General features: G+C 71.4%; 20 protein-coding genes. 17 read left to right on the forward strand and 3 right to left on the reverse strand.

The window, feature by feature from the left end:
- Positions 1-82: 82 nt before the first annotated feature.
- The 11 genes from ACFQ7C_RS16370 to ACFQ7C_RS16420 all read left to right on the forward strand — a co-directional run bounded on the left by ACFQ7C_RS16370 (position 83) and on the right by ACFQ7C_RS16420 (position 13038).
- On the forward strand, positions 83-730 hold the full coding sequence (locus ACFQ7C_RS16370; RefSeq protein ID WP_378903498.1) for an amino acid ABC transporter permease: 648 nt from the start codon (positions 83-85) through the stop codon (positions 728-730).
- On the forward strand, positions 727-1656 hold the full coding sequence (locus ACFQ7C_RS16375) for an amino acid ABC transporter permease (RefSeq protein ID WP_378903501.1): 930 nt from the start codon (positions 727-729) through the stop codon (positions 1654-1656). Before ACFQ7C_RS16370 ends, ACFQ7C_RS16375 begins: the two co-directional genes overlap by 4 nt.
- 64 nt (positions 1657-1720) lie before the next feature.
- Entirely contained in the window at positions 1721-2785 is a 1065-nt protein-coding gene (gene pheS, locus ACFQ7C_RS16380) for a phenylalanine--tRNA ligase subunit alpha (RefSeq protein WP_378903504.1), read from the forward strand.
- Entirely contained in the window at positions 2785-5322 is a 2538-nt protein-coding gene (gene pheT / locus ACFQ7C_RS16385; protein WP_378903507.1) for a phenylalanine--tRNA ligase subunit beta, read from the forward strand. Before pheS ends, pheT begins: the two co-directional genes overlap by 1 nt.
- A gap of 102 nt (positions 5323-5424) precedes the next feature.
- Positions 5425-6405: an NAD-dependent epimerase/dehydratase family protein gene (locus tag ACFQ7C_RS16390; RefSeq protein WP_378903510.1), complete on the forward strand. Its 981-nt coding sequence runs from the start codon at positions 5425-5427 to the stop codon at positions 6403-6405.
- Between the two features lie 210 nt (positions 6406-6615).
- The gene (gene argC / locus ACFQ7C_RS16395; protein WP_378903513.1) at positions 6616-7689 is read left to right on the forward strand and encodes an N-acetyl-gamma-glutamyl-phosphate reductase; all 1074 of its coding nucleotides are present in this window, start codon (positions 6616-6618) and stop codon (positions 7687-7689) included.
- Positions 7686-8843 (forward strand): bifunctional glutamate N-acetyltransferase/amino-acid acetyltransferase ArgJ, encoded by a 1158-nt coding sequence (gene argJ / locus ACFQ7C_RS16400; protein ID WP_378903516.1) that lies wholly within the window; start codon positions 7686-7688, stop codon positions 8841-8843. The genes argC and argJ overlap by 4 nt, the downstream gene beginning before the upstream one ends.
- Positions 8840-9739 (forward strand): acetylglutamate kinase, encoded by a 900-nt coding sequence (gene argB, locus ACFQ7C_RS16405; protein WP_378903519.1) that lies wholly within the window; start codon positions 8840-8842, stop codon positions 9737-9739. Before argJ ends, argB begins: the two co-directional genes overlap by 4 nt.
- Positions 9736-10950, forward strand: coding sequence for an acetylornithine transaminase (locus tag ACFQ7C_RS16410; protein WP_378903522.1), 1215 nt, complete (start codon positions 9736-9738; stop codon positions 10948-10950). Before argB ends, ACFQ7C_RS16410 begins: the two co-directional genes overlap by 4 nt.
- Entirely contained in the window at positions 10947-11870 is a 924-nt protein-coding gene (gene argF, locus ACFQ7C_RS16415) for an ornithine carbamoyltransferase (protein ID WP_378903525.1), read from the forward strand. Before ACFQ7C_RS16410 ends, argF begins: the two co-directional genes overlap by 4 nt.
- A gap of 28 nt (positions 11871-11898) precedes the next feature.
- Positions 11899-13038 carry a heparan-alpha-glucosaminide N-acetyltransferase domain-containing protein gene (locus ACFQ7C_RS16420; RefSeq protein WP_378903528.1) on the forward strand — a complete coding sequence of 380 codons (1140 nt, stop codon included), beginning with the start codon at positions 11899-11901 and terminating at the stop codon, positions 13036-13038.
- A gap of 187 nt (positions 13039-13225) precedes the next feature.
- Here ACFQ7C_RS16420 and ACFQ7C_RS16425 read toward each other — a convergent pair whose 3' ends face one another.
- The gene (locus ACFQ7C_RS16425; RefSeq protein WP_378903531.1) at positions 13226-14125 is read right to left on the reverse strand and encodes a hypothetical protein; all 900 of its coding nucleotides are present in this window, start codon (positions 14123-14125) and stop codon (positions 13226-13228) included.
- Between the two features lie 511 nt (positions 14126-14636).
- Between ACFQ7C_RS16425 and argH the strand changes: the two genes are divergently transcribed.
- Positions 14637-16067, forward strand: coding sequence for an argininosuccinate lyase (gene argH / locus ACFQ7C_RS16430; RefSeq protein ID WP_378903534.1), 1431 nt, complete (start codon positions 14637-14639; stop codon positions 16065-16067).
- A 16-nt stretch (positions 16068-16083) separates the two neighbouring features.
- On the opposite strand, the gene ACFQ7C_RS16435 is transcribed toward argH, so the two are convergent.
- Both ACFQ7C_RS16435 and ACFQ7C_RS16440 read right to left on the reverse strand, forming a co-directional pair.
- Positions 16084-16680 carry a hypothetical protein gene (locus ACFQ7C_RS16435; protein ID WP_378903537.1) on the reverse strand — a complete coding sequence of 199 codons (597 nt, stop codon included), beginning with the start codon at positions 16678-16680 and terminating at the stop codon, positions 16084-16086.
- 4 nt (positions 16681-16684) lie between these two features.
- Positions 16685-17284 carry a DNA-binding protein gene (locus ACFQ7C_RS16440; protein ID WP_378903540.1) on the reverse strand — a complete coding sequence of 200 codons (600 nt, stop codon included), beginning with the start codon at positions 17282-17284 and terminating at the stop codon, positions 16685-16687.
- A gap of 189 nt (positions 17285-17473) precedes the next feature.
- Between ACFQ7C_RS16440 and tyrS the strand changes: the two genes are divergently transcribed.
- The 5 genes from tyrS (at position 17474) to ACFQ7C_RS16465 (ending at position 22856) form a co-directional block, all read left to right on the forward strand.
- On the forward strand, positions 17474-18775 hold the full coding sequence (tyrS, locus tag ACFQ7C_RS16445; RefSeq protein ID WP_378903543.1) for a tyrosine--tRNA ligase: 1302 nt from the start codon (positions 17474-17476) through the stop codon (positions 18773-18775).
- Positions 18776-18820: 45 nt separating this feature from the next.
- Complete coding sequence (locus ACFQ7C_RS16450) at positions 18821-19633, forward strand: DUF4184 family protein (RefSeq protein ID WP_378903546.1); 813 nt, start codon at positions 18821-18823, stop codon at positions 19631-19633.
- A gap of 76 nt (positions 19634-19709) precedes the next feature.
- Positions 19710-20405 (forward strand): hypothetical protein, encoded by a 696-nt coding sequence (locus ACFQ7C_RS16455; RefSeq protein WP_378903549.1) that lies wholly within the window; start codon positions 19710-19712, stop codon positions 20403-20405.
- A gap of 7 nt (positions 20406-20412) precedes the next feature.
- Positions 20413-22239, forward strand: coding sequence for a sensor histidine kinase (locus ACFQ7C_RS16460; RefSeq protein WP_378903552.1), 1827 nt, complete (start codon positions 20413-20415; stop codon positions 22237-22239).
- Positions 22236-22856 carry a response regulator transcription factor gene (locus tag ACFQ7C_RS16465; RefSeq protein WP_378903555.1) on the forward strand — a complete coding sequence of 207 codons (621 nt, stop codon included), beginning with the start codon at positions 22236-22238 and terminating at the stop codon, positions 22854-22856. Before ACFQ7C_RS16460 ends, ACFQ7C_RS16465 begins: the two co-directional genes overlap by 4 nt.
- The last annotated feature ends 117 nt before the right edge of the window (positions 22857-22973 follow it).

The raw sequence follows: 22973 nt of genomic DNA on the forward strand, positions 1-22973 counted from the left end.
GACGGATGCCCCGGACCGGCGCATCAGCCGGTCCGGGGCATCCGCCCGACCCGCCCGGACGACGAGCAAGGAAGGAGAGCCCGTGGAGCAGCTCTGGTCGCTGATGCCCATCTTCCTCGACGGCTTCCGCGTCACCCTGATCCTCCTCGCGGTATCGGGGGTGCTCGCGCTGATCCTCGGCACGTTCATCGCCGCGATGCGCATCTCGCCCGTCGGCGCGCTGCGCGGGTTCGCGGCGTTCTGGACCGAGATCGCCCGCAACACCCCGCTCACGCTCGTCTTCTTCTTCACGGCGTTCGTGCTTCCCATGCTCGGAGTGAGGGCGCCTTACCTGATCCTCGCTTTCATCGCTCTCACGTACTACACATCGCCGTTCGTGGCGGAGGCGCTGCGATCGGGGATCAACGGCGTGCCGATCGGTCAAGCGGAGGCCGCGCGGAGCATCGGTCTGGGCTTCCGTCAGACGGTCTCGCTCGTCGTCCTGCCGCAGGCGTTCCGCATGACGATCCCACCCCTCATCAACGTCTTCATCGCGCTGACGAAGAACACGTCGGTCGCGGGCGGCTTCTTCGTCGTGGAACTGTTCGCGACCACGCGGCAGCTCGCCAACGACAACGGCAACATCGTGATTCCGATCCTGCTGACCGCCGCCGCGCTCTACCTCGTCGTGACCGTCCCGCTCGGGTTCCTCGCATCCCGACTCGAGAAGCGTTGGGTGGTGAAGCGATGACCGGCACGAGCGTCCTCTTCGATGCCCCGGGCCCGCGTGCCCGCAGGTTCTCTCTGATCCTGTCGATCGTCTCGCTGATCCTGATCGTGGCCATCGCCGTCTGGGTGGTCATGCTGCTCGCCGCGCCGCGCGAATCGGGCGGGATCACGCTTCCGGGAATGTTCGACCCGAGCCGGTGGAACATCTTCCTCGACCCCGAGGTGTGGGGCTCGATCGGCCGCGGCGTCATCGCGACGCTGCAGGCTGCCGCAGTCGCCGCCGTCGGGGCGATCATCCTCGGCATCGTCTTCTCACTCCTGCGCAGCTCGGCGATCGGGTGGGTGCGTATCCCCACGGCCTGGCTGCTGGAGTTCCTCCGTGGCATGCCGGTGCTGCTGATGATGCTCTTCATCCTGCTCGTGGCATCGACCGGCGCCTTCTGGGCCGTGGTGATCGCACTCGTGCTCTACAACGGCACGCTCATCGGAGAGGCGCTGCGTGCCGGACTGGCAGCGCTGCCGCGCGGCCAGCGTGAGGCCGCGCTGAGCATCGGCATGCGCGAGTTCCAGTCCAAGATGCTCGTCGAGTTCCCGCAGGCCTTCCGCCAGATGCTGCCGATCATCGTGGCCCAGCTGGTGGTGCTTCTGAAGGACACCTCGCTCGGCTTCATCGTCGGGTACAACGAGATCATCCGCACGATGATGAACAACCTCGCGAGCTTCTACGGCAACCGCTACCTGTTCTCGCTCTTCGTCGTCTGCCTCGTCATCTACCTGATCATCAACCTGAGCCTGTCGTGGTTCGCGCGCTGGCTGGCGCGTCGCACAGCCAGCGGCGGGCGCAAGGGCGGTCGCGGCCGAGTCGTCGAAGATCCGACGAACCCCGCCGCGCTGCTGCACGTGGAGGCCGAGGCGGACACTGCCGCAGAAGGACCGTCCGCCCGCTGACGGACCTGCCTGCTGCACGACGATCGGCGGGAGCGGGCGCCGCCCGTCGGTAGACTCGTCTCTCGTGTCCGACGCTCCTGAACCGCGCGCATCGAATTCGGCCGAGATCACGCCTGAGGCGGTGAACGCCGCCGTCGACGCCGCCCTCGAGGCCATTGCCGCCGCGGCCGACACCGCGGCGCTGAAGGCTGCACGCTCCGCCCACTCCGCCGAGGGCTCGCCGCTGGCGAAGCTCAACGCGCGGCTGCGCGACGTGCCCAACGACAAGAAGGCCGAGTTCGGCAAGCTCGTCGGCCAGGCGCGCGGCCGCGTGAACCAGGCGTTCGGCGCCCGCGAGGAGGAGCTCGCCGCTGCGGAGACGGCCGCGAAGCTCGAGGCCGAGCGCGTGGACATCACGGCACTCGCTGCCCGCGCGCGCGTGGGGGCGCGGCATCCGATCTCCCTCCTCCAGGAGCAGATCGCCGACATCTTCGTCGGCATGGGCTGGGAGATCGCGGAGGGCCCCGAGCTCGAGCACGAGTGGTTCAACTTCGACGCGCTGAACTTCGACGTCGACCACCCCGCGCGTCAGATGCAGGACACGTTCTTCGTCGACCCGGTCGACCGCCACCTCGTGATGCGCACGCACACGAGCCCGGTGCAGGTGCGCTCGATGCTCGAGCGCGATCTGCCGCTGTACGTGCTGTGCCCCGGTCGCGTGTACCGCACCGACGAGTTCGACGCGACGCACCTGCCGGTCTTCACGCAGTTCGAGGGGATCGTCGTCGACAAGGGCATCACGATGGCCCACCTCAAGGGCACCCTCGACCACGCCGCCAAGGTGCTGTTCGGCGCCGAGGCGAAGACGCGGTTCCGCGCGAACTTCTTCCCCTTCACCGAGCCGTCGGCCGAGCTCGACCTGTGGCACCCGACCTTCAAGGGCGGCGCCCGATGGATCGAGTGGGGCGGCTGCGGCATGATCAACCCCAACGTTCTGCGCGCGGCGGGGATCGACCCGGAGGAGTACTCGGGCTTCGCGTTCGGCATGGGCATCGAGCGCACGCTCATGTTCCGCAGCGACGTCCAGGACATGCGTGACATGGCCGAGGGCGATGTCCGCTTCAGCGAGCAGTTCGGAATGGTGGTCTGATGCGCGTCCCGCTCTCATGGCTTCGTGAGTACGTCGACGTCCCGGCGGAGGCCTCGCCCGAGGACGTCCTCGCGGCCCTCGTGCGGGTCGGATTCGAAGAGGAGGACGTCCACCGCTTCGACCTCCAGGGGCCGATCGTGGTCGGCGAGGTGCTCGACTTCGTCGAGGAGCCGCAGTCCAACGGCAAGACCATCCGGTGGTGCCACGTGCGCGTCGCGCCCGACGGCGAGACGGCGGCCGACGGCGGCGACGCGGTGCACGGTGTCGTGTGCGGTGCACGCAACTTCTTCGTCGGAGACAAGGTCGTCGTGACCCTGCCCGGCGCGGTGCTGCCCGGCCCGTTCCCGATCGCCGCGCGCAAGACCTACGGCCACGTCTCGGACGGCATGATCGCCTCCGCTCGCGAACTGGGTCTCGGCGAGGAGCACAGCGGCATCCTGCGCCTCGTCGAGCTCGGCATCGACGCTCCCGTCGGCACCGACGCGATCTCGCTCCTCGGGCTCGACGACGTCGCCGTCGAGATCAACGTGACGCCCGACCGCGGGTACGCGCTGTCGATCCGCGGCGTCGCGCGCGAGTACTCCCACTCGACCGGCGCCGCGTTCCGCGACCCGGCCGACCGCGCGTGGGAAGAGCTCGCGCCCGGGTCCGGGTTCCCCGTCAGCGCCGACGACCTCGCGCCGATCCGCGGACGCGCGGGGGTCACCGAGTTCGTGGCCCGTGTGGTGCGCGATGTCGACCCGACCAAGCCCACGCCCGCGTGGATGATCGCGCGCCTGTCGCTCGCCGGCATCCGCTCGCTCGGGATCCTGATCGACATCACCAACTACGTGATGCTCGAACTCGGCCAGCCGATCCACGGCTACGATCTCGACAAACTGCAGGGCGGCATCACGGTGCGCCGCGCGACGCGGGGCGAGAAGCTCGAGACCCTCGACGGCAAGGTCCGCACGCTCGACGTCGAAGACCTGCTCATCACCGACGAGTCCGGGCCGATCGGCCTCGCCGGCGTCATGGGCGGTGGTACGACCGAGATGGGCGACGCGACCCGAAACGTGCTCATCGAGGCGGCCACCTTCGATACGGTGTCGATTGCACGCACGGCCCGCCGGCACAAGCTGCCGAGCGAGGCATCCCGTCGCTTCGAGCGCGGTGTCGACCCGCTCGTGCCGTTCGTCGCCGCGCGCCGCGTGGCCGACCTGATGGTCGAGTATGCCGGCGGCACCAGCGACGACGAGTACGGAGCGGCGCTGTTCGCCGAGGTGTTCATCCCGGGCATCGACCTGCCGCCGACCTTCGTCCAGCACCTCATCGGCGTCGACTACACGCCGGGCCAGATCGAGGCCGCGCTGCGGCTCATCGGCTGCGAGGTCGTGGAGGCCGAGGACGACGCCGCCGGCTGGCAGGTCATCCCGCCCTCGTGGCGCCCCGACCTCACCGACAAGTGGACGCTCGCCGAGGAGGTCGCCCGCATCGAGGGCTACGACCGCATCCCGTCGGTGCTGCCCACCCCGCCGTCGGGCCGCGGCCTGACCGCCGCTCAGCAGGGGCGCCGCCGGGTGGCGAACGCGCTGGCGGCGGCCGGCTTCGTCGAGACCCCGTCGTTCGGCTTCACCACCGAGGAGCACAACGACCTCCACGGCTCGCCGTCGGGGGAGCACCTGCCGAGCGTCAAGCTCGCGAACCCCCTCGACGGGCAGGCGCCGTTCCTGCGCCGCTCGCTCATTCCCGGCCTCCTCCAGGTCGCGCACCGCAACGTGGCACGCGGGTTCACGGACCTCTCGCTCTTCGAGACGGGCGTCGTCTTCCTCCCGAAGGAGGGCGTGCAGTACGGCACATCGCACGTGCCGCCGCTGGCCGTCCGACCGGATGCCGCGACCCTGGCCGAGCTCGATGCCTCGATCCCGCCGCAGCACCGCCACGTCGCCGTGCTGCTCACGGGCAGCCTCGTCCCGAAACAGCCCGGAGTGACGCCGGCGACGGCGGAGCTCGCCGACGCGCTCGACGCCGTCCGCACGATCGCGGCCGCGGCGGGCGTGACGATCGACGTCGCGCAAGGCGAGCGTGCCGCTCTGCACCCGGGTCGCACCGGCGTGCTCTCCGTCGACGGCACCGCGATCGGCTACGTCGGCGAACTGCTTCCCGCGGTGGCCGAGGCATCCGATCTTCCGGGGCGCGTCATCGTCGCGGAGCTGGATCTCGACCTGGTGCTCTCGCTCGCGGGCGAGAAGGTCGTCGCCGCGTCGCTGTCGGGCTTCCCGGCCGCGACGCAGGACGTGTCGCTCGTGCTCGGCGCCGACGTTCCGGCCGCCGACGTGCGCGCCGCGCTCGTCACGGGCGCGGGAGAGCTCCTCGAATCGGTGCGCCTGGTCGACGACTACCGCGGACAGGGCGTGCCCGAGGGGCAGAAGAGCCTCACGTTCGCGCTGCGCTTCCGCGCCTCCGACCGCACGCTCACGGCCGCCGAGGCGACCGAGGCGAAGCTCGCCGGCATGGCTGTGGCGGCGGAGCGTTTCGGGGCGACGCTGCGCGAGTAGCATCCGAAGCGGAGGTGCCCGATGTCCGAGATCCTCCGCGACCGCCCCTGACATTCCGCCGGCGGCGATGAGGAAGCCCCGCGCGTCTGGTTGGGTGGACGCATGACGGACGTACTGGTGCTGGGCGGGACGGGCTGGCTGAGCGGGCGCATCGCCGAGCGGTGGGCGGATGCCGGAGCCTCCGTCACCTGTCTTGCCCGCGGCGGCCGCGACGCACGGTACGGCACGACGCTGGTCGTCGCCGACCGCAACGACCCCGACGCCTACGACGAGGTCGCCCGCCGCGAGTGGGACGAGATCGTCGACGTGTCGTCGAACCCCGACCACGTGGCCGCGGCGGTGGCGGCACTGGGGGAGCGCACCCGGCACTGGACGTACATCTCGACCGTGTCGGTCTACGCGGCCGACGATGTGCCGGGGGCGGACGAATCGGCCGAGCTGCTGGGCGCTCCCGCGCCGGATGCGGACGAGGACTACGGCCGCGCCAAGGTGCGGGCCGAGGCATCCGTCCGCTCGTCACTCGGATTCCGCGCCGCGATCGTGCGTCCGGGTCTCATCGTGGGCCCGGGCGACCCCACCGACCGGTTCGGGTACTGGGTCGGCCGCTTCGCCCTCGCCGGCGCGGGCGATGTGCTCGTCCCCGACACGGCCGATCGGGGAGCTCAGGTGATCGACGTCGACGACCTGGCGGAGTTCGTGCAGGCGATCGGGCACGAGCGCTGGACAGGTGTGGTGAACGCCGTGGGCGACCCGGTCGCCCTCGACCGGCTCTTCGCGGACGCCCGCGTGATCGCCGGGCACTCCGGAACCCTCGCCGCGGTCGACGACGACTGGCTGCAGCAGCACGGAGTCGCGTACTGGATGGGACCGCGCTCGCTGCCACTGTGGCTGCCCGCCGGCATGCCGGGGTTCTGGACCCGCTCCAACGCGGCGTACCGGCTGCTCGGGGGTCGGCTGCGTCCGCTGGGCGACACCCTCGCACGCACCCTGGCGGACGAGCGCGACCGCGGCCTCGACCGCGAGCGCCGGGCGGGCCTGACGCGCGCGGACGAGCTCGAGCTGCTCCGCCGGCTGCACGGCTGATTTGCGGATGCTGCGACCCGGCCGCTATCGTCGGCGCATGCCTTCGGCGACCCAGGGACTCTCGACGCTCGTTCCGAGCGCCGCTCCCGCGCGCCGACGCCGTCTGGGCGAGCGCCGACTGTAGGCGACCCCGCACGCCGTCCGTCATGGACCGTCGCGAGTGGGCGTCGCCGTCTCCGGCCCCTGCACCCAGACTCTAAGGTGGAATCCATGACATATTCGGTCGCCGTCTCCGGCGCATCCGGCTATGCGGGCGGCGAGATCCTGCGGATCCTCGCCGCGCATCCCGACGTCGAGATCCGCACCGTGACCGCGCACTCCAACGCGGGACAGCCGCTCATCCAGCACCAGCCCCACCTGCGCTCCCTCGCGCACCTGACCCTCGCCGAGACCTCGCCCGAGGTGCTCGCCGGCCACGACATCGTCTTCCTGGCGCTGCCGCACGGCCAGTCCGGGCAGTACACCGACGCCCTCGGCGACACGCCCCTCGTGATCGACGCGGGGGCCGACCACCGCCTCGAGTCCGTCGCCGACTGGGATCGCTTCTACGGCGGCGACTTCCACGAGCCGTGGGTCTACGGCGTTCCCGAGCTTCCGGTGGCGGGCGCGAAGCAACGCGATCGGCTGGTCGGGGCATCGCGTATCGCCGCCCCCGGCTGCAACGCGTCGACCGTGAGCCTGAGCCTCGCGCCGGGCGTCGCCGCGGGGGTCATCGATCCGTCCGACATCGTCACCGTGCTCGCGGTCGGGCCGTCCGGCGCCGGCAAGAGCCTGAAGACGAACCTGCTCGCGGCCGAGATTCTCGGCACCGCCAACCCCTACGCCGTGGGCGGCTCGCACCGGCACATCCCCGAGATCCGCCAGGCGCTCGCCGCCGCGCGCGCCTCGGCCGCCGCGCCCGACAGCACGGCCGACGAGGGGATCCGGGTCTCCTTCACCCCGGTGCTGGTGCCGATGTCGCGGGGCATCCTCGCGACCTCCACGGCCCCGATCGCGCCGGGCGCGACGGACGACGAGATCCGCGGCGCCTGGGAGTCCGCGTACGGCGACGAGACGTTCGTCCAGCTGCTGCCGGCCGGTCAGTTCCCGCGCACGGCCGACGTGCTCGGCGCGAACACGGCGCTGATGGGCCTCGCGATCGACCGTGCGGCGAACCGCGTGGTCGTCGTCACCGCGGTCGACAACCTCGTCAAGGGCACGGCCGGAGCCGCCGTGCAGTCCATGAACATCGCGCTGGGTCTCGCCGAAGGCACCGCGCTGACCGTGAACGGAGTCGCGCCGTGAGCGTCACCGCGCCCCAGGGATTCGAGGCGGCGGGCGTCGCCGTCGGTCTCAAGTCGACCGGCAAGCCCGACGTGGCCGTGGTCGTCAACCGCGGTCCGCTCAAGGTCGGCGCCGCGGTGTTCACCAGCAACCGCGCGAAGGCGAACCCCATCATCTGGTCGCAGGAGGTCATCCGCGACGGTGTGGTCGAGGCGATCGTGCTCAACTCCGGCGGGGCGAACTGCTTCACCGGGTCGTTCGGATTCCAGACCACGCACCAGACCGCCGAGAAGGCGGCGGAGCTGCTCGGCGTGAGCGCCGGCGACATCCTGATCTGCTCGACCGGCCTCATCGGCACCGGCGACGAGGTGTTCCGCGGCAAGGTCCTGGCGGGCACTGAGCAGGGCATCGCCGAGCTCTCCGGCGACGGCGGAGAAGCAGCATCCCTCGCGATCATGACCACGGATTCGAAGCCCAAGCGCTCCGTCGCGACCGGTGACGGCTGGTCGATCGGCGGCATGGCGAAGGGCGCCGGGATGCTGGCACCCGGGCTCGCGACGATGCTCGTGGTCATCACGACGGACGCCGTCCTCGATGCGGCGCAGGCCGACGCCGCGCTGCGGGCGGCCACAGGGCGCACCTTCGACCGGCTCGACTCCGACGGCTGCATGTCGACGAACGACCAGGTCACGCTCCTGGTGAGCGGCGCGTCGGGAGTCACCCCCGACCCCGGCGCGTTCGCCGCGACGCTCGCCGAGGTCTGCCAGGACCTCGCCCGGCAGCTGCAGGGCGACGCCGAGGGCGCGAGCCACGACATCACGATCGAGGTCATCAACGCCGCGTCGGAGGACGACGCGGTGGAGGTCGGCCGATCGGTCGCGCGCAACAACCTCTTCAAGGCCGCGATCTTCGGCAACGACCCGAACTGGGGCCGAGTGCTCGCCGCGATCGGCACGACCCAGGCCGCGTTCGACCCGTACGACGTCGACGTGTGGATGAACGGCGTGCGCGTGTGCAGCGCCGGCGGCCCCGACGCTCCGCGTGAGGCCGTCGACCTCGCGCCGCGCGCGACGCACCTCGTGATCGACCTCAAGGTCGGCGCGGCGACGGCGACGATCCTCACCAACGACCTGACGCACGACTACGTCCACGAGAACAGCGCCTACTCCTCATGACCGACCTGCAAGAGACCGATCCCGGCGAAGCCAGCGCGCGGGCCGTCACCCTCATCGAGTCGCTGCCCTGGCTCAAGCGCTTCCGCGACCAGATCGTGGTGGTCAAGTACGGCGGCAACGCCATGGTCTCGGAGGAGCTGCAGGACGCCTTCGCCGCCGACATCGCCTACCTCCGCTACGTCGGCGTGAAGCCCGTCGTGGTGCACGGCGGCGGGCCTCAGATCTCGTCGATGCTCGACCGGCTCGCCATCCCGAGCGAGTTCAAGGGCGGCTACCGCGTCACCTCGACCGAGGCGATCTCGGTCGTGCGCATGGTGCTCACCGGCCAGATCAACCCGCAGCTCGTGTCGAAGATCAACGCGCACGGACCCGTCGCGACCGGGCTCAGCGGCGAGGACGCCGGCCTGTTCGGCGGACGCCGTCGCGGCGTGGTGATCGAGGGCGTCGAGCACGACCTCGGGCGCGTCGGCGACGTCGTGGAAGTCGATCCGCAGCCGGTGCTCGACCAGATCGAGGCGGGCCGCATCCCCGTCGTCTCGAGCATCGCTCCCGACCTCGACCACCCGGGACACTCGCTGAACGTGAACGCGGATGCCGCAGCATCCGCTCTCGCCGTCGCGCTCGGCGCCGCGAAGCTCGTGGTGCTGACCGACGTCGCGGGACTCTACGCCGACTGGCCCAACCGCGACTCGCTCGTGTCGCACCTGACCTCGACGGAGCTGAAGGCGATGCTGCCGACGCTCGAGTCGGGCATGATCCCGAAGATGACGGCGTGCCTCGAGGCCGTCGAGGGCGGCGTCGAGACCGCCGCGATCATCGACGGGCGGGTGCCGCACTCGGTGCTCGTGGAGATCTTCACCAGCAAGGGAATCGGAACAGAGGTGGTGCTCGGATGACGTGGCAGGACGATGCGGGGCGCGACCTCGTCAAGAGCTTCGGTGCTCGCATGCAGATGTTCGTACGTGGCGAGGGCTCGTACCTGTGGGACGCCGACGGCAAGCGCTACCTCGACTTCCTCGCGGGGATCGCGGTCGACTCGCTCGGCCACGCCCACCCGGTGTTCGTCGACGCGATCGCGACCCAGGCGGCCACGCTCGCGCACGTGTCGAACTACTTCGCCACGCCGCCGCAGCTGGCTCTCGCGGCGACGCTGAAGCGCCTCGCCGGCACCGGAGACTCAGGCCGTGTGTACTTCGGCAACTCCGGCGCCGAGGCGAACGAGGCCGCGTTCAAGCTCGCCCGCCTCCACGGCGGCACGGACCGCCCGCGCATCCTCGCCCTCACCGACGCCTTCCACGGCCGCACCATGGGCACGCTCGCCCTCACCGGCAAGCCGTACATGCAGGAGCCGTTCCTCCCGATGACGCCGGGCGTCGAGTTCATCGACTCCACGGTCGAGGCGCTCGAGGCGGCGATCGACGACCGGGTGGCCGCGCTGTTCGTCGAACCCGTCAAGGGCGAGGCGGGCGTGCTGCCGCTGCCCGAGGGCTACCTCGCAGCGGGGCGCGAGATCACCGAGCGCCACGGGGCGCTGCTCATCATCGACGAGATCCAGACCGGCGCCGGCCGTACGGGGGAGTGGTTCGCCTTCCAGCACGAGGGCATCACCCCCGACGCGATCACGGTCGCCAAGGGCATCGGCGGCGGCTTCCCGATCGGCGCGCTCATCACCTTCGGCGCCGCGAGCGAGCTGTTCTACCCGGGCACCCACGGCTCGACCTTCGGCGGCAATGCGCTCGGCACCGCCGTCGCCAACGCGGTCCTCGGCGAGATCGAGCGCGCCGAGCTGGTACGCAACGCGGCAGAGCGCGGGGAGCAGCTGCGCGCTGCGATCGCGGGCATCGACTCGAAGCTGATCGACGGATGCCGCGGCTCGGGCCTGCTGATCGGCATCGGGCTGCAGCATCCTGTCTCCAAGGCACTCGTGGCCGCGGCGCAGGAGCACGGTCTCGTCATCAACGCCCCGAACGACGAGACCATCCGCCTCGTCCCCGCCCTCACGATCGGCGACGTCGAGATCGACGAGTTCGTCGAGCTCTTCACCGCGTCGTTGCGCACGGTCGAGGACGCGCTCGTGCTCGAGACCCCCACGGAGGTTCCCGCATGACCCGCCACCTGCTGCGCGACGACGATCTGACGCAGGCCGAGCAGGACGAGATCCTCGACCTCGCGGTCTCGCTCAAGAAGGACCGCTGGAAGCTCAAGCCGCTCGAGGGCCCGCAGACGGTCGCCGTCATCTTCGACAAGTCGTCGACCCGCACGCGCGTCTCGTTCGCGGTGGGCATCGCCGACCTCGGCGGCTCGCCGCTCATCATCTCGACGGCGAACAGCCAGCTCGGCGGCAAGGAGACACCGGCCGACACGGCACGCGTGCTCGAGCGCCAGGTCGCGGCCATCGTGTGGCGCACGTACGCGCAGGCCGGCCTCGAGCAGATGGCGGAGGGCACGCGCGTGCCCGTCGTCAACGCGCTGAGCGACGACTTCCACCCCTGTCAGCTGCTCGCCGACCTGCTCACCATCAAGGAGCACAAGGGCGAACTGGCCGGGCTCACGCTCTCCTTCTTCGGCGACGGCAAGTCGAACATGGCCCACTCGTACGTGCTCGCGGGCGTCACCGCGGGCATGCACGTGCGTGTCGCATCGCCCGAGGCCTACGCTCCTCGCGACGACGTGATCGCCGACGCCGATCGCCGTGCGGCCGAGACCGGCGGCTCGGTCACCCTCTACACCGACCCCAACGAGGCGGCGGCCGGTGCCGACGTCATCGTCACCGACACGTGGGTGTCGATGGGCAAGGAGGAGGAGAAGCTCGAGCGCCTGCGCGACCTCGGCTCGTACAAGGTGACGGAGGAGCTGATGGGCCTCGCCAAGGACGACGCGATCTTCATCCACTGCCTGCCCGCTGACCGCGGCTACGAGGTCGACGCCGAGGTGATCGACGGTCCGCAGAGCGTCGTGTGGGACGAGGCCGAGAACCGCCTCCACGCCCAGAAGGCCCTGCTCGTCTGGCTCCTCCGTCAGGACTGAGAGCGCCGAGGCGGGAACGGGCCGGTCGTTGAGCGAGCGAAGCGAGACGAAGCGCCCTGAGCCGCGCACCGACGGCTGGCTCGCCACCCGGTGGGAGCGCCTGAACGGTCCCGGCCGCATCGGCGGAGTCGACCTCGCGCGCGGTCTCGCGGTGCTCGGGATGTTCGCCGCGCACCTGCTCTGGATCACCCAGTCCTTCGACTGGTTCGAGCCGGCCACGTGGATCGCCGTCGTGTCAGGCCGGTCGTCGATCCTGTTCGCGACGCTCGCCGGCGTTTCGATCGGGCTCGCGACCGGGGGCCGGTCGCCGTTCGCGGCCTCGGCGATGGCGACAGCGCGCGGCCGGCTCGCGGTGCGCGCCGGATTGCTGTGGGTGCTCGGCATCCTGCTCATCGCGACCGAGGTGCCGGTGTACGTGATCCTGCCCGCGTACGCCCTGATGTTCCTCCTCGCGCTCCCGTTGACGTCGCTGCCGGCGCGCGTGCTGCTGCCGCTGGCCGGCGCGCTGGCGCTGCTCATGCCCTTCGTGCAGGTGCTCCTCGACGCGGCCCCGGTGTGGAGCACGGCGCTCGGCTCCGAGATGTCGCTGGGGCTCGGCTGGCACTACCCGTTCACAACGTGGATCGCATTCGTCGTGGCCGGGCTCGGCGTCGCCCGCGCCGGCGTGACGGCGCTGCGGGTGCAGATGTGGCTGGTCGTCGCCGGCAGCGCGCTCGCGGTGCTCGGCTACGGACTCGGGGCCGCCACCGGTTCCGACCCCGAAGCCGAGACCGCGTCGTACCTCGGCGCGCTGTGGACCGCGCGGCCCCACTCGACCGGCCTGCTGGAGGTCGTCGGGTCGGGGGGCTTCGCGCTCGCCGTGCTGGGCGCGTCCCTGCTCGCCTGCCGGACCGTGTTGGTCTGGGTCGTGCTGCCCTTGCGCGCCGTGGGGGCGATGCCGCTCACCGCATACACGCTGCAGCTCCTGGTGTGGGCCGGCGTCGCCGCCGCCGTGCTCGATCGGGTCGGGGACCTCACCGGGTTCCGCGAGCTGCTGCCGTTCTGGCCGCTCACCATCGGCACGATCCTGCTCTGCACCGCCTGGGCGCTTCTCGTCGGCCGCGGCCCTCTCGAGACGCTGCTCGACCGCGCGTCGCGCTTCGCCGTCCCGGGGGACCGCTCCCGCTGACCGGGCCGGGTCGGCCGCTGTGGTCGTCGGCGAATCGCTTGGCGTCACTGCGGGCCGACGGGATGTGGCGTGTCGGGGCTCCTTCCCGGGGCACGAGCAAGTGTCGGGTTGGCCGCTCTGGTCGTTCGATGCGCCGGTTGCGGCAAGGAGGGCCGACTCGACGTCGTCCGCAACCGTGGTGTGATCATCAGCGGCCCCAGGCAGCGCGGACGAGCGCCGCGCGGACGCGCGAGACGGCGACCGCGGGAGTGGGCTTCATCTGCGCCGAGGTGATCCGGACCACCTCCCACCCCTCGGCGGCGCACGCCGCGTGCTTGACGATGTCCCGCTCCCATTGCGCGGGGTCACTGCGGTGGTGATCGCCTTCGTACTCGATGAGCACCCGATACTTCGAATACGCGAGCTCCGTATAGCCGATCGGCGTGCCGTCCGAGGCGATCACGTCGACGTCGAGCTCGGGCTCTGGCAGGCCGGCGCGAGTGAGCGCGAGCCGCATCTCGGTCTCGCGAGCCGATGAGCTGCCCACGCGGACATACGACAGCGCCTCCCGGAGTCTGGCCGCCCCCGGCCGCGGCTGGGCGGCGACGGCTTCGAGGTCGGCGAGTCCCGCGTGAGCATCGGACGGCTTGCCGCGTCGCATGCCGCGCGCTCGAGGGACTCGCACGATGGCGTCTCCCACGGCGATGAGCTCGTCCACCGTGAGCAGCTCGGCGAGGTGCGCCCAGGTGGTCGCGGCATCCGTCACCCGGAAGCCGTCCCGCTGGGTCACGGCCGTGACTGTCGCGCGGAACTGTCGCGCGCGCACTCCGGCCGCCTTGGACGACCGGTGCGGATGGAACACGCCGACATCGAGGCGGCGCGGACGCACCGCTGCCGTCCCGGTGGAACTCGAAGTCGCAGCATCCGTTCCCGATATCGGCTCCGCGCGCAGGAGACGGAGGGGGAGCGGGAACTTCCAGATCACCGCCGCGGTGACCGACCACAGGAAGGCATGGGAGGGAGCGATCGTCTTGTACGCGCGCGCCAGACGCAGGATCGCGGCGCGGAGCAGCCTGGCCTCGCGCGCCGCGGCGCCCTCGTCGGGCATCGATGGCTCCGGCTCGGGCGTACGAGCGCGAGCACCCCGGAACGGCTTGTCGAGATCGTTGTTGCGTAGCCGCCGCGACGAGACTCCCGCACCCCTCGCGCTCGCGACGGAGAAGCTGTCGCCCAGCGACGAGGGCAGAGGACGGGGCTTGCGCGGCACATCGTCATCGTTCAGGAGCCCGAGTGGCGCCGGGCGGCGGCGGCACGCATCTGTGGACGGCGAACCACCGTGGTCTGGTGTGGAGGGGGCGATGACGCATGCTCGAGTCGGCCGCTGTGGTCGCTGTGAGCCGCGGACGCGGCGTCTAGGGCCGACCCGATGCGGGAGCGAGCCGGTTCCGGGTCAGCACCGGCGCACCGGGTTGGCCGTTGAGGTCGTGAATGTGGCCGGACGCGGCGCGTAGGGCCGAGTCGACGCGCACCACGGTGAGCGCCACGGAGGCGCGCCCCGCCGCCCGCACCCTCGCTGACACAGCGACGGTGGGGCCGGTGCGCGTCGGTAGGCTGGACGAGTGAGTGAATCGAAGGGCGACGGCACCAACGAAGGCGCACTGTGGGGAGCCCGTTTCGCGACGGGACCGTCCCCGGAGCTGGCCGAACTGAGCCGATCGACCCATTTCGACTGGGATCTCGCGCTCTACGACATCGCCGGCTCGCACGCCCACGCCAAGGCGCTCGCCGCAGCGGGCTATCTCACCCCCGACGAAGAGCGTGCGATGCATGCGGGCCTCGACGAGCTCTCACGAGGCGTGACCGACGGCACGCTGCGGCCCGCAGCATCCGATGAAGACGTCCACGGAGCCCTCGAGCAGGCGCTCATCGGCGTGGTCGGTGCCGAGCTGGGCGGCAAGCTGCGCGCCGGCCGCAGTCGCAACGACCAGATCGCGACGCTGGTGCGTATGTATCTGCTCGACCACTCGCGCACGATCGCGCGGGAGATCCTGCGCCTCGTCGATGCGCTCGTGGCGCAGGCCGACGCGAACCCCGACGCGATCATGCCCGGCCGCACCCACCTCCAGCATGCGCAGCCCGTGCTCCTCGCGCACCACCTGCAGGCTCACGCGTGGCCGCTGGTGCGCGACCTCGAGCGACTGCGCGACTGGTCGGCGCGCGCGGCGGTGTCGCCGTACGGCGGGGGCGCGCTCGCGGGGTCGACGCTCGGACTCGACCCGCAGCTCGTCGCGCGCGAGCTCGGGCTCGACCGTCCCGCCGAGAACTCCCTGGACGGCACGTCCTCGCGCGACGTGGTCGCCGAGTTCGCTTTCGTCACCGCGATGATCGGCATCGACGTCTCGCGCTTCGCCGAGGAGATCATCCTCTGGAACACGCGCGAGTTCGGCTTCGTGACGCTCGACGACGGCTATTCGACCGGCTCGAGCATCATGCCGCAGAAGAAGAACCCCGACATCGCCGAGCTCGCCCGCGGCAAGGCGGGCCGGCTCATCGGCAACCTCAGCGGACTCCTCGCGACCCTGAAGGCGCTCCCGCTCGCGTACAACCGCGACCTGCAGGAGGACAAGGAGCCGGTGTTCGACTCGGTGCGCACCCTCGAGACGGTGCTGCCCGCGTTCGCCGGCATGGTCGCGACGCTCCGGTTCCACACCGAGCGCATGGCCGCGCTGGCGCCCCAGGGGTTCTCGCTCGCGACCGACGTCGCTGAGTGGCTCGTGAAGCGCGGTGTGCCGTTCCGCGACGCGCACGAGATCTCAGGCCACCTCGTGCGCGTCTGCGAGGAGAACGGACTCGAGCTGCACGAGGTCTCCGACGCCCAGCTCGCCGCGGTCTCGTCGCACCTCACGCCCCAGGTCCGCGAGGTGCTGAGCGTCGAGGGCTCGGTCGCGAGCCGCACCGGCGCCGGCGGCACGGCCCCCGTCCGGGTCGCCGAGCAGCGCGCCGAGCTGGTCCAGCGCGTGCAGGACGCCGCGCACGCCCTCGGTCTCTAGCCGGCCGGCGCGGCGATCACCAGATCGCCAGGCGCACCAGGCCCGCGACGACGCACGCCCACACGAGACTCGCGAGCGTGCCGATGATGAAGCGCTCGCGCGCCTCGGCGGTCGCGAGCTCCGAGAAGCGGCCGATGCCCTTGAGCGCGACGACCACGGCGATCGCCTCGGGGAATCCCGCGACGATGCCGAGCGTGACGGCCACGCGTTCGAGGTAGCCGATCGTGGTGCCGCCACGCATCACCTCGCGCACGGCGCCTTCGCCGGCGACGCCGCCCGGTGCCACCGGGGCGCGCAGGAGGATGCCGCCGTTGTCTCCCTCTTCGACACGGCCGTGGCTCGCGATCTCGAGGATGCGCCGGGTGACCGGGTTGCCGCCGAGCACGCTGAGGGCGGTTCCGAGCAGTGCGATGCCCAGTCCGAGGAGGAGCGGCACGTTGACCGGCGAGACCGTCACCGCAAGCAGGCACAGGACGACGAGCACGCCCGCCACGACGAGCGGAATGGTCGTGGGCGTGCGGAGGCTGATCACCACCAGCACGAGCGCGCCGCACAGCGCGAGGAACAGGAAGATCGTGAGCGCGGCGACGAGGATCACGTCCGGGGAGACCATGGCGTCAGTCTGGCACGGGCCCCGGACTCAGCCGTGCGAGCACGCGGACGAGCGCGGGCACCGCTGCTTCCTCGGTCCGCAGCCCCGCTGCCTTCACACGGAGGCTGACCGCTCCCTCCGAGATGCCGAGGCGCGCCGCTGCCTCGCGCTGCGTGATCCCCTCGGCCAGCAGGTCGTAGACCTCCCAGCCCTCGGCGGTGCGCCGATCGCGCAGTTCGACCAGGAGGCGGACGAGCGCCTCGGCGTCGGCCTCGCCCTCCGGTGCGGTGATCGCGACGCGCGTGGTGGCCTTCTTCGCTCGATCGACCGCGTCGCGCGCGTTCACGAAGGCCTCGCCGCGGGCAGCCCGGACGCTGTCGGGCAGCGGTGACTCGACGTCGCCGACGCCGACGCCCACGCTCCACTGCCCCGAGCGGGTCAGGTCGAGGACGATCGCGAGCAGCGCATCGGCGTCGGCGACCGCCACCTGCACCTCATCGCCGGCGGTGCGCTCGGGAGCGAGCGCGAGCCCGTTGCCTCCGTGGGTGCGGACGGACGCCAGCGCAGTCGGCACGAGGTCGGCGCCGCTGCGGCTGTCGCGCTGGTCGGTGGTGATCACGAACATAGGTCATCCCTTATGCGTGAGGGCTTAAGTAGTGAGAAGTTTAGGTTGGGTGCTTCAGGGAAGCAAGCTTGCAAACTAAAGGTAGGCAAAATTAAGTCCAGAGGCTGTAGGTGGCGCTCTGCCGGTACGAGCCTCGAGCGCCCGTCGCGCGGACGGGACGTGGCATCCGTCGCTGATAGCCTGGCGGGCGTGTCTGAAACCGTCGTGAGCGCGACCGCGCCCGCGATCGACCCGACGTTCGAGAACGTGTGGGACGAGATCGTGTGGCGTGGGCTCGTGCATGTGTCCACCGATCAGGAGGCGCTGCGCGCCCTTCTCGCCGGGGACCCGATCACGTATTACTGCGGCTTCGACCCGACCGCGCCGAGTCTGCACCTCGGCAACCTCGTGCAGCTGCTCACGATGCGTCGCCTGCAGCTCGCCGGCCACAAGCCGCTCGGACTCGTCGGCGGCTCGACCGGCCTGGTCGGCGACCCGCGGCCGTCGGCGGAGCGCACCCTCAACACGCCCGAGACGGTGGCCGAATGGGTCGGCTACCTTCGCTCACAGGTCGAGCGGTTCCTGAGCTTCGACGGCGACAACGCCGCCCGCATCGTCAACAACCTCGACTGGACCGCGCCGATGAGCGCGATCGACTTCCTGCGCGAGATCGGCAAGCACTACCGCGTCGGAACGATGCTCAAGAAGGACGCGGTCGCGGCGCGCCTGAACTCCGAGGCGGGCATCAGCTACACCGAGTTCAGCTACCAGATCCTGCAGGGCATGGACTACCTGGAGCTCTACCGCCAGTACGGCTGCGTGCTGCAGACCGGCGGCAGCGACCAGTGGGGCAACCTCACCAGCGGCGCGGACCTCATCCACCGCGTCGAGGGCGTCTCGGTGCACGCGATCGGCACGCCGCTGATCACGAACAGCGACGGCACGAAGTTCGGCAAGAGCGAGGGCAACGCGATCTGGCTCGACGCCGCGATGTGCAGCCCGTACCGGATGTACCAGTTCTGGCTCAACACCGATGACGCGGACGTGATCCAGCGCCTGAAGATCTTCACGTTCCTGACGCGCGCCGAGATCGAGGAGTACGAGCGCCTCGTCGCCGACGAGCCGTTCCGGCGCGCCGCGCAGAAGCGCCTGGCTCTCGAGGTCACGGCTTTCGTGCACGGGACGGATGCTGCCGCCGCCGTGATCGCGGCGTCCGAGGCTCTCTTCGGCCAAGGCGACCTCACCGCGCTCGACGCGACCACGCTGCGCCACGCGCTCGAGGAGCTGCCCAACGCCACTGTCGCCGCCGGCACAAGCGTCGTGCAGGCGCTCGTCGACACCGGCCTCGTCTCGAGTCTGTCGGAGGGTCGGCGGGCGATCGCCCAGGGCGGGGTCTCGCTCGACGGCGCGAAGGTCGACGACGAGTCGGCGACCGTGTCGGGTGGACTGCCCGGCGGCGTCTCGGTGCTCCGGCGCGGCAAGAAGACGCTTGCGGGCGTGTTCGTCGGCTGACGCCGCATGACGAGCGGCGTGGCCCTGCGAATGGACGGCTGACCGATGCCGTTCACGCCGAGCCACGCCGTCGTCGCGCTGCCGTTCGTGCGCACGCCACTGGTGCCCGCGGCGATCGCGATCGGTGCGATGGCACCGGATCTGCCCTTGTTCGTCCGCGGGCTGCCGCTGCACTACGGCGTGACGCACGCGTTCGGGTGGCTTCCCGCCACGATCGTGCTGGCGCTCGTGCTGCTGCTGGTCTGGCGGCTCGTGCTGCGCCCGGCCGTGCGCGAGCTCTCGCCGAGATGGCTGGCGGCGCGGCTGCCGGGGGAGTGGGACGCCGGCGCCGGCCGCGCCCTCCGGGAGACGCTCGCGATCGCGGGATCGCCCGCGCGGGTGTCGTGGAGCGGGATGCTGCTGCTCGTCCTCTCGCTCGCGATCGGGGTCGCCACCCACATCGTGTGGGATCTGTTCACCCACGAAGGCCGATGGGGGACGACGGCGATCCCGGCACTCGAGTCCGACTGGGGACCCCTGCCGGGCTTCAAGTGGCTGCAGCACGGCTCCAGTGCGATCGGGCTCGCGATCATCGGGATCTGGATGCTGGTGTGGCTGGTGCGCCGCGACCCCGAGGCATCCGTTCCCTGTGTCCTGCCCCCGTGGGTCCGGTGGGCGTGGTGGGTGTCGCTGCCGGTGACGCTGATCGCGGCGTGGCTGTGGGGGCTCGCCGTCTTCGGCCCGCTCGATGCGGAGTTCACGGTCGCTCATCTCGCCTACCGTGTGCTTCCGCCGGCCTGCGCCGTGTGGGGTGCGGTCACCGTCGCGCTGTGCGTCGTGGTCCAGCTGCTCCGACGCCGGGCGGCCGGGAAGGCCTGACCCTGGCGTCCCGGGAACGCCTGCAGGTTTCCTGACGGCAGCGGCACCCGCCGGGTGCCCCGTCGAAAGGACTCTCATGCGTACTTCGCTGCGTGTGGCGGGATGGGGAACCCTGGGTTTCGGGCTCGCCTTCTTCGCCACCTTCGCCATCAACGCCCTGATCAACGTCGTGCTCGTGGACTACCCCGAGCACCCGCTGGCCTCCGATATGGCCGCCGACCACTGGGGCGGGGCGGTCTTCCTCGTGAACTGGACCCTGTGCGGAGTCGCACTGGGGGTCGCGGCTGTCGGACTCGCGGCCTCGGCGCTGCGTCCCGACGGGATCCCCGCGCGCGTGTCGGCCCTCTTCGGTGCTGTCGCCACGGCGGGATGGCTTCTGAGCGGCGCCTCCGGCATGGCGCAGCGCACCTCCCTGCTCAACGCCAACATCGCGGGCGCCGGCGCGGATCCGGCGGCTGAACGCGCGATCGTCGAAGGACTCTTCGTCGGGGTGCACAGTGGCGGGATCCTGTTCGCCGCGGCGGCGGTGCCCTGGCTCGCGATCGCCGCCGTGGGTGCCGCGCGCCGGATCTCCAAGACCGTGTCGGTGCTGCTCTGGATCGCCGCGCTCGCGTCGTTCGCGGGATTCGTGGCGCTCGGCGCGCAGTACGGGTTCCTGATCGTCATGGCGGACTTCGTCCTCGTCGGGGTGATCCTGCTCCGTCGCGCCCGGCGGATGCCCGAGCCAGCGGGCGCCGCCGTGCCTGTCGGGGCCTCGGCCGGTGGGGCATGATGACGCCATGGACCTCGCGGTCGCCATCCTGATCCAGGTGGTGAACTGGCCGCTCGCCGTGCTCGTGGCGTGGCGGGCGGCTGCCCGACGTGTGCCCGTCGTCGTGGGTGCGACGGTCGCGGCCCTGCTGGCTGCAGCCGCGGTGGTCGCCTGGGATCCGACCGCAGAGGCCCTGTTCGCGAGGCTGGCGGTCGCGGCCGTCCAGGCGAGCCTCGTCCTGCTGCTGGCGATCTACCCGGACGGCCGTCCGGTGCCGCGCTGGATCCTGGTTCCGGCGGCCGCGGAGATCGCGATCCAGGTGGGCAACCTGATCAGCGGACTGACGTGGGAGCAGCAGGCGTGGTGGCCCGCGCACTTCGCGCTGACCTGGGGAATCCTGCTGTTCGGCGGCCAGCTGCACCGGTACCTCTCGCGCTCCTCGGTGGACGGGCGCGAACGAGTGCAGTGGCCGCTTCTGGGGCTCATCGTGATGATCCTCGCGTTCACGCTGTGGTCCATCGCCGCGGCGGCGGGCGCGGTTCCGTACGATGCGACGTGGTTCGCGAACCTGCTGCTCGCGATCCCCGCACCCGCGTTCGCGATCGGGTTGCTCGCACCTCGGATCGTGCGGGTGGACCGGATGCTGCGATTCGTCCTCCACTGGGGACTGTGGGCCCTCGCGATCACGACGCTCGCGTGGGCGTTGGCCCAGGCGATGACGGGGCTCCCACCCACCGCCCGTGCCTGGACGACGGCGATCGTCACGAGCATCGTCGCGGTCCCGGCTGCCCTCGGCACCCGGCGGCTCGCCGATCTCGTGGTGTACGGCCGGCGCGCGGATGCGCTGCGGACACTGGAGGAGCTCGGCGGCCGGCTCGAGGCATCCCTGGATCCCCGACAGGTGCCGGCGGCGATCGTCGCCACCGTGACCGAGGCGCTGGGGCTCGGCGGCGCGGCCCTGCGCGGGAACCCGCTCCTGGAGGCCACGACAGGGGACCTGGCCACCGCCGGCGCGACCGCCTCGTTCCCCGTGCGCTACCAGGGCGAGCTGCTGGCGACACTCGACGTCGCACCCCGCAGGGGTGACCGTCAGCTCACGGCGCAGGATCGCGCGGTGATCGAACAGGTGTGCCGGCAGGCGGCGCCGGCGTTGCACGGGGCCCGTGTCATGGGGGAGCTGATCGACGCGCGTACGCGGGTCGTACATGCGCGGGAGGAGGAGCGCAAGCGACTCCGGCGCGACCTCCACGACGAGCTCGCGCCGACATTCGCGGGGCTGGGGCTGTCGGCGGCGGCCGTCGAGGCCCTCGCCCGTGCCGGTGACGACCGCGCGAGGAAGGCCGCTGCCGAGCTCGTGAGCGGACTCCACTCCGCGACGCGCCAGCTGCGGGACGTCGCGTACGACCTTCGCCCGCCGGTCCTCGACGACCGCGGGCTGATCGCGGCCATCGAGGACCGGGTGGTGACCTCCGAGGCGGTGCCGGCTGTACGGCTCGAGGCGCCCGGAGAGAGACTCGAACTGCCCGCCGCCGTCGAGCTGGCCGCCCTCCGGATCGTCCAAGAGGCGGTCATGAACACGCGGCGGCACGCCGCGGCGACAGTGTGCACCGTCCGGCTCGTGAGGGATCGCCGCGATCTCGTCGTCGCCGTGACGGATGACGGCGTCGGCCTGCCGACGCGCCGCCGCGAAGGGGTCGGCCTTCGCTCGATGCGCGAGCGCGCGGAGGAGCTCGGAGGCGAGTTCCGCATCTCGACCGCTCGCGCCGGCGGCACTCTGGTGCACGTGCGGCTGCCGCTCGGCGCGAGCGCCGGCGGGCGCGAGGCGGCGCCGGACGGAACGGTGGCCGTGCCATGACGCGTGTGCTGGTCGTTGACGACCACCCGGTCTACCGGAGGGGGATCGTCTCGCTTCTGGAGGCCTCCGGCTACGACGTCGTCGGCGAGGCGGGCAGCGCTGCGGAGGCCGTCGGACGGGTGCGCCAGTCGGCTCCGGATGCTGTGCTGATGGATCTCGGGCTGCCCGACGGCTCGGGGATCGATGCGACCGCGCGCATCGTCGGAGAGAGCCCGCACACCCGCGTCGTCGTGGTGACGATGTTCGACGACGACGGATCGGTGCGCCGGGCCCTCGCCGCGGGGGCAGCGGGGTACGTGGTCAAGGATGCGACGCCGGCCGAGATCCTCGCGGCACTGGCGGCCGCTCTGGAAGGGGCGACGGTGCTGGGCTCGGGCATCGCACGCGTGACGGATGCTGCGATCCGCACCAGTCCCGCGGCGGATGCGTTCGCTCTCACCGGGCGGGAACGCGACGTGCTCGCTCTGGTGTCGCGCGGGCTGACGAACGCGCAGATCGCCGAACGCCTGGGGATCGCGGGGAAGACCGTCGCGAACGTCGTCTCGACCCTGCTGGCGAAGTGCGGAGCGTCGGATCGTCTCGCGCTCGCGGAGATCGCTCGCGCGATCGAGGAATGAGCGGGGCATCGCGCGGCCGAGGACGCTAGCGCGCGGGTTGGGGGCTGGTTCCGCGTGTTTGCGGGGTTGTGGGGGTGCGACACGCCCGGGATGTGGGGTGGATTCGACGTGGGGGTG

The sequence above is a fragment of the Microbacterium sp. NPDC056569 genome (genome assembly GCF_042793475.1).
GTDB lineage: Bacteria > Actinomycetota > Actinomycetes > Actinomycetales > Microbacteriaceae > Microbacterium.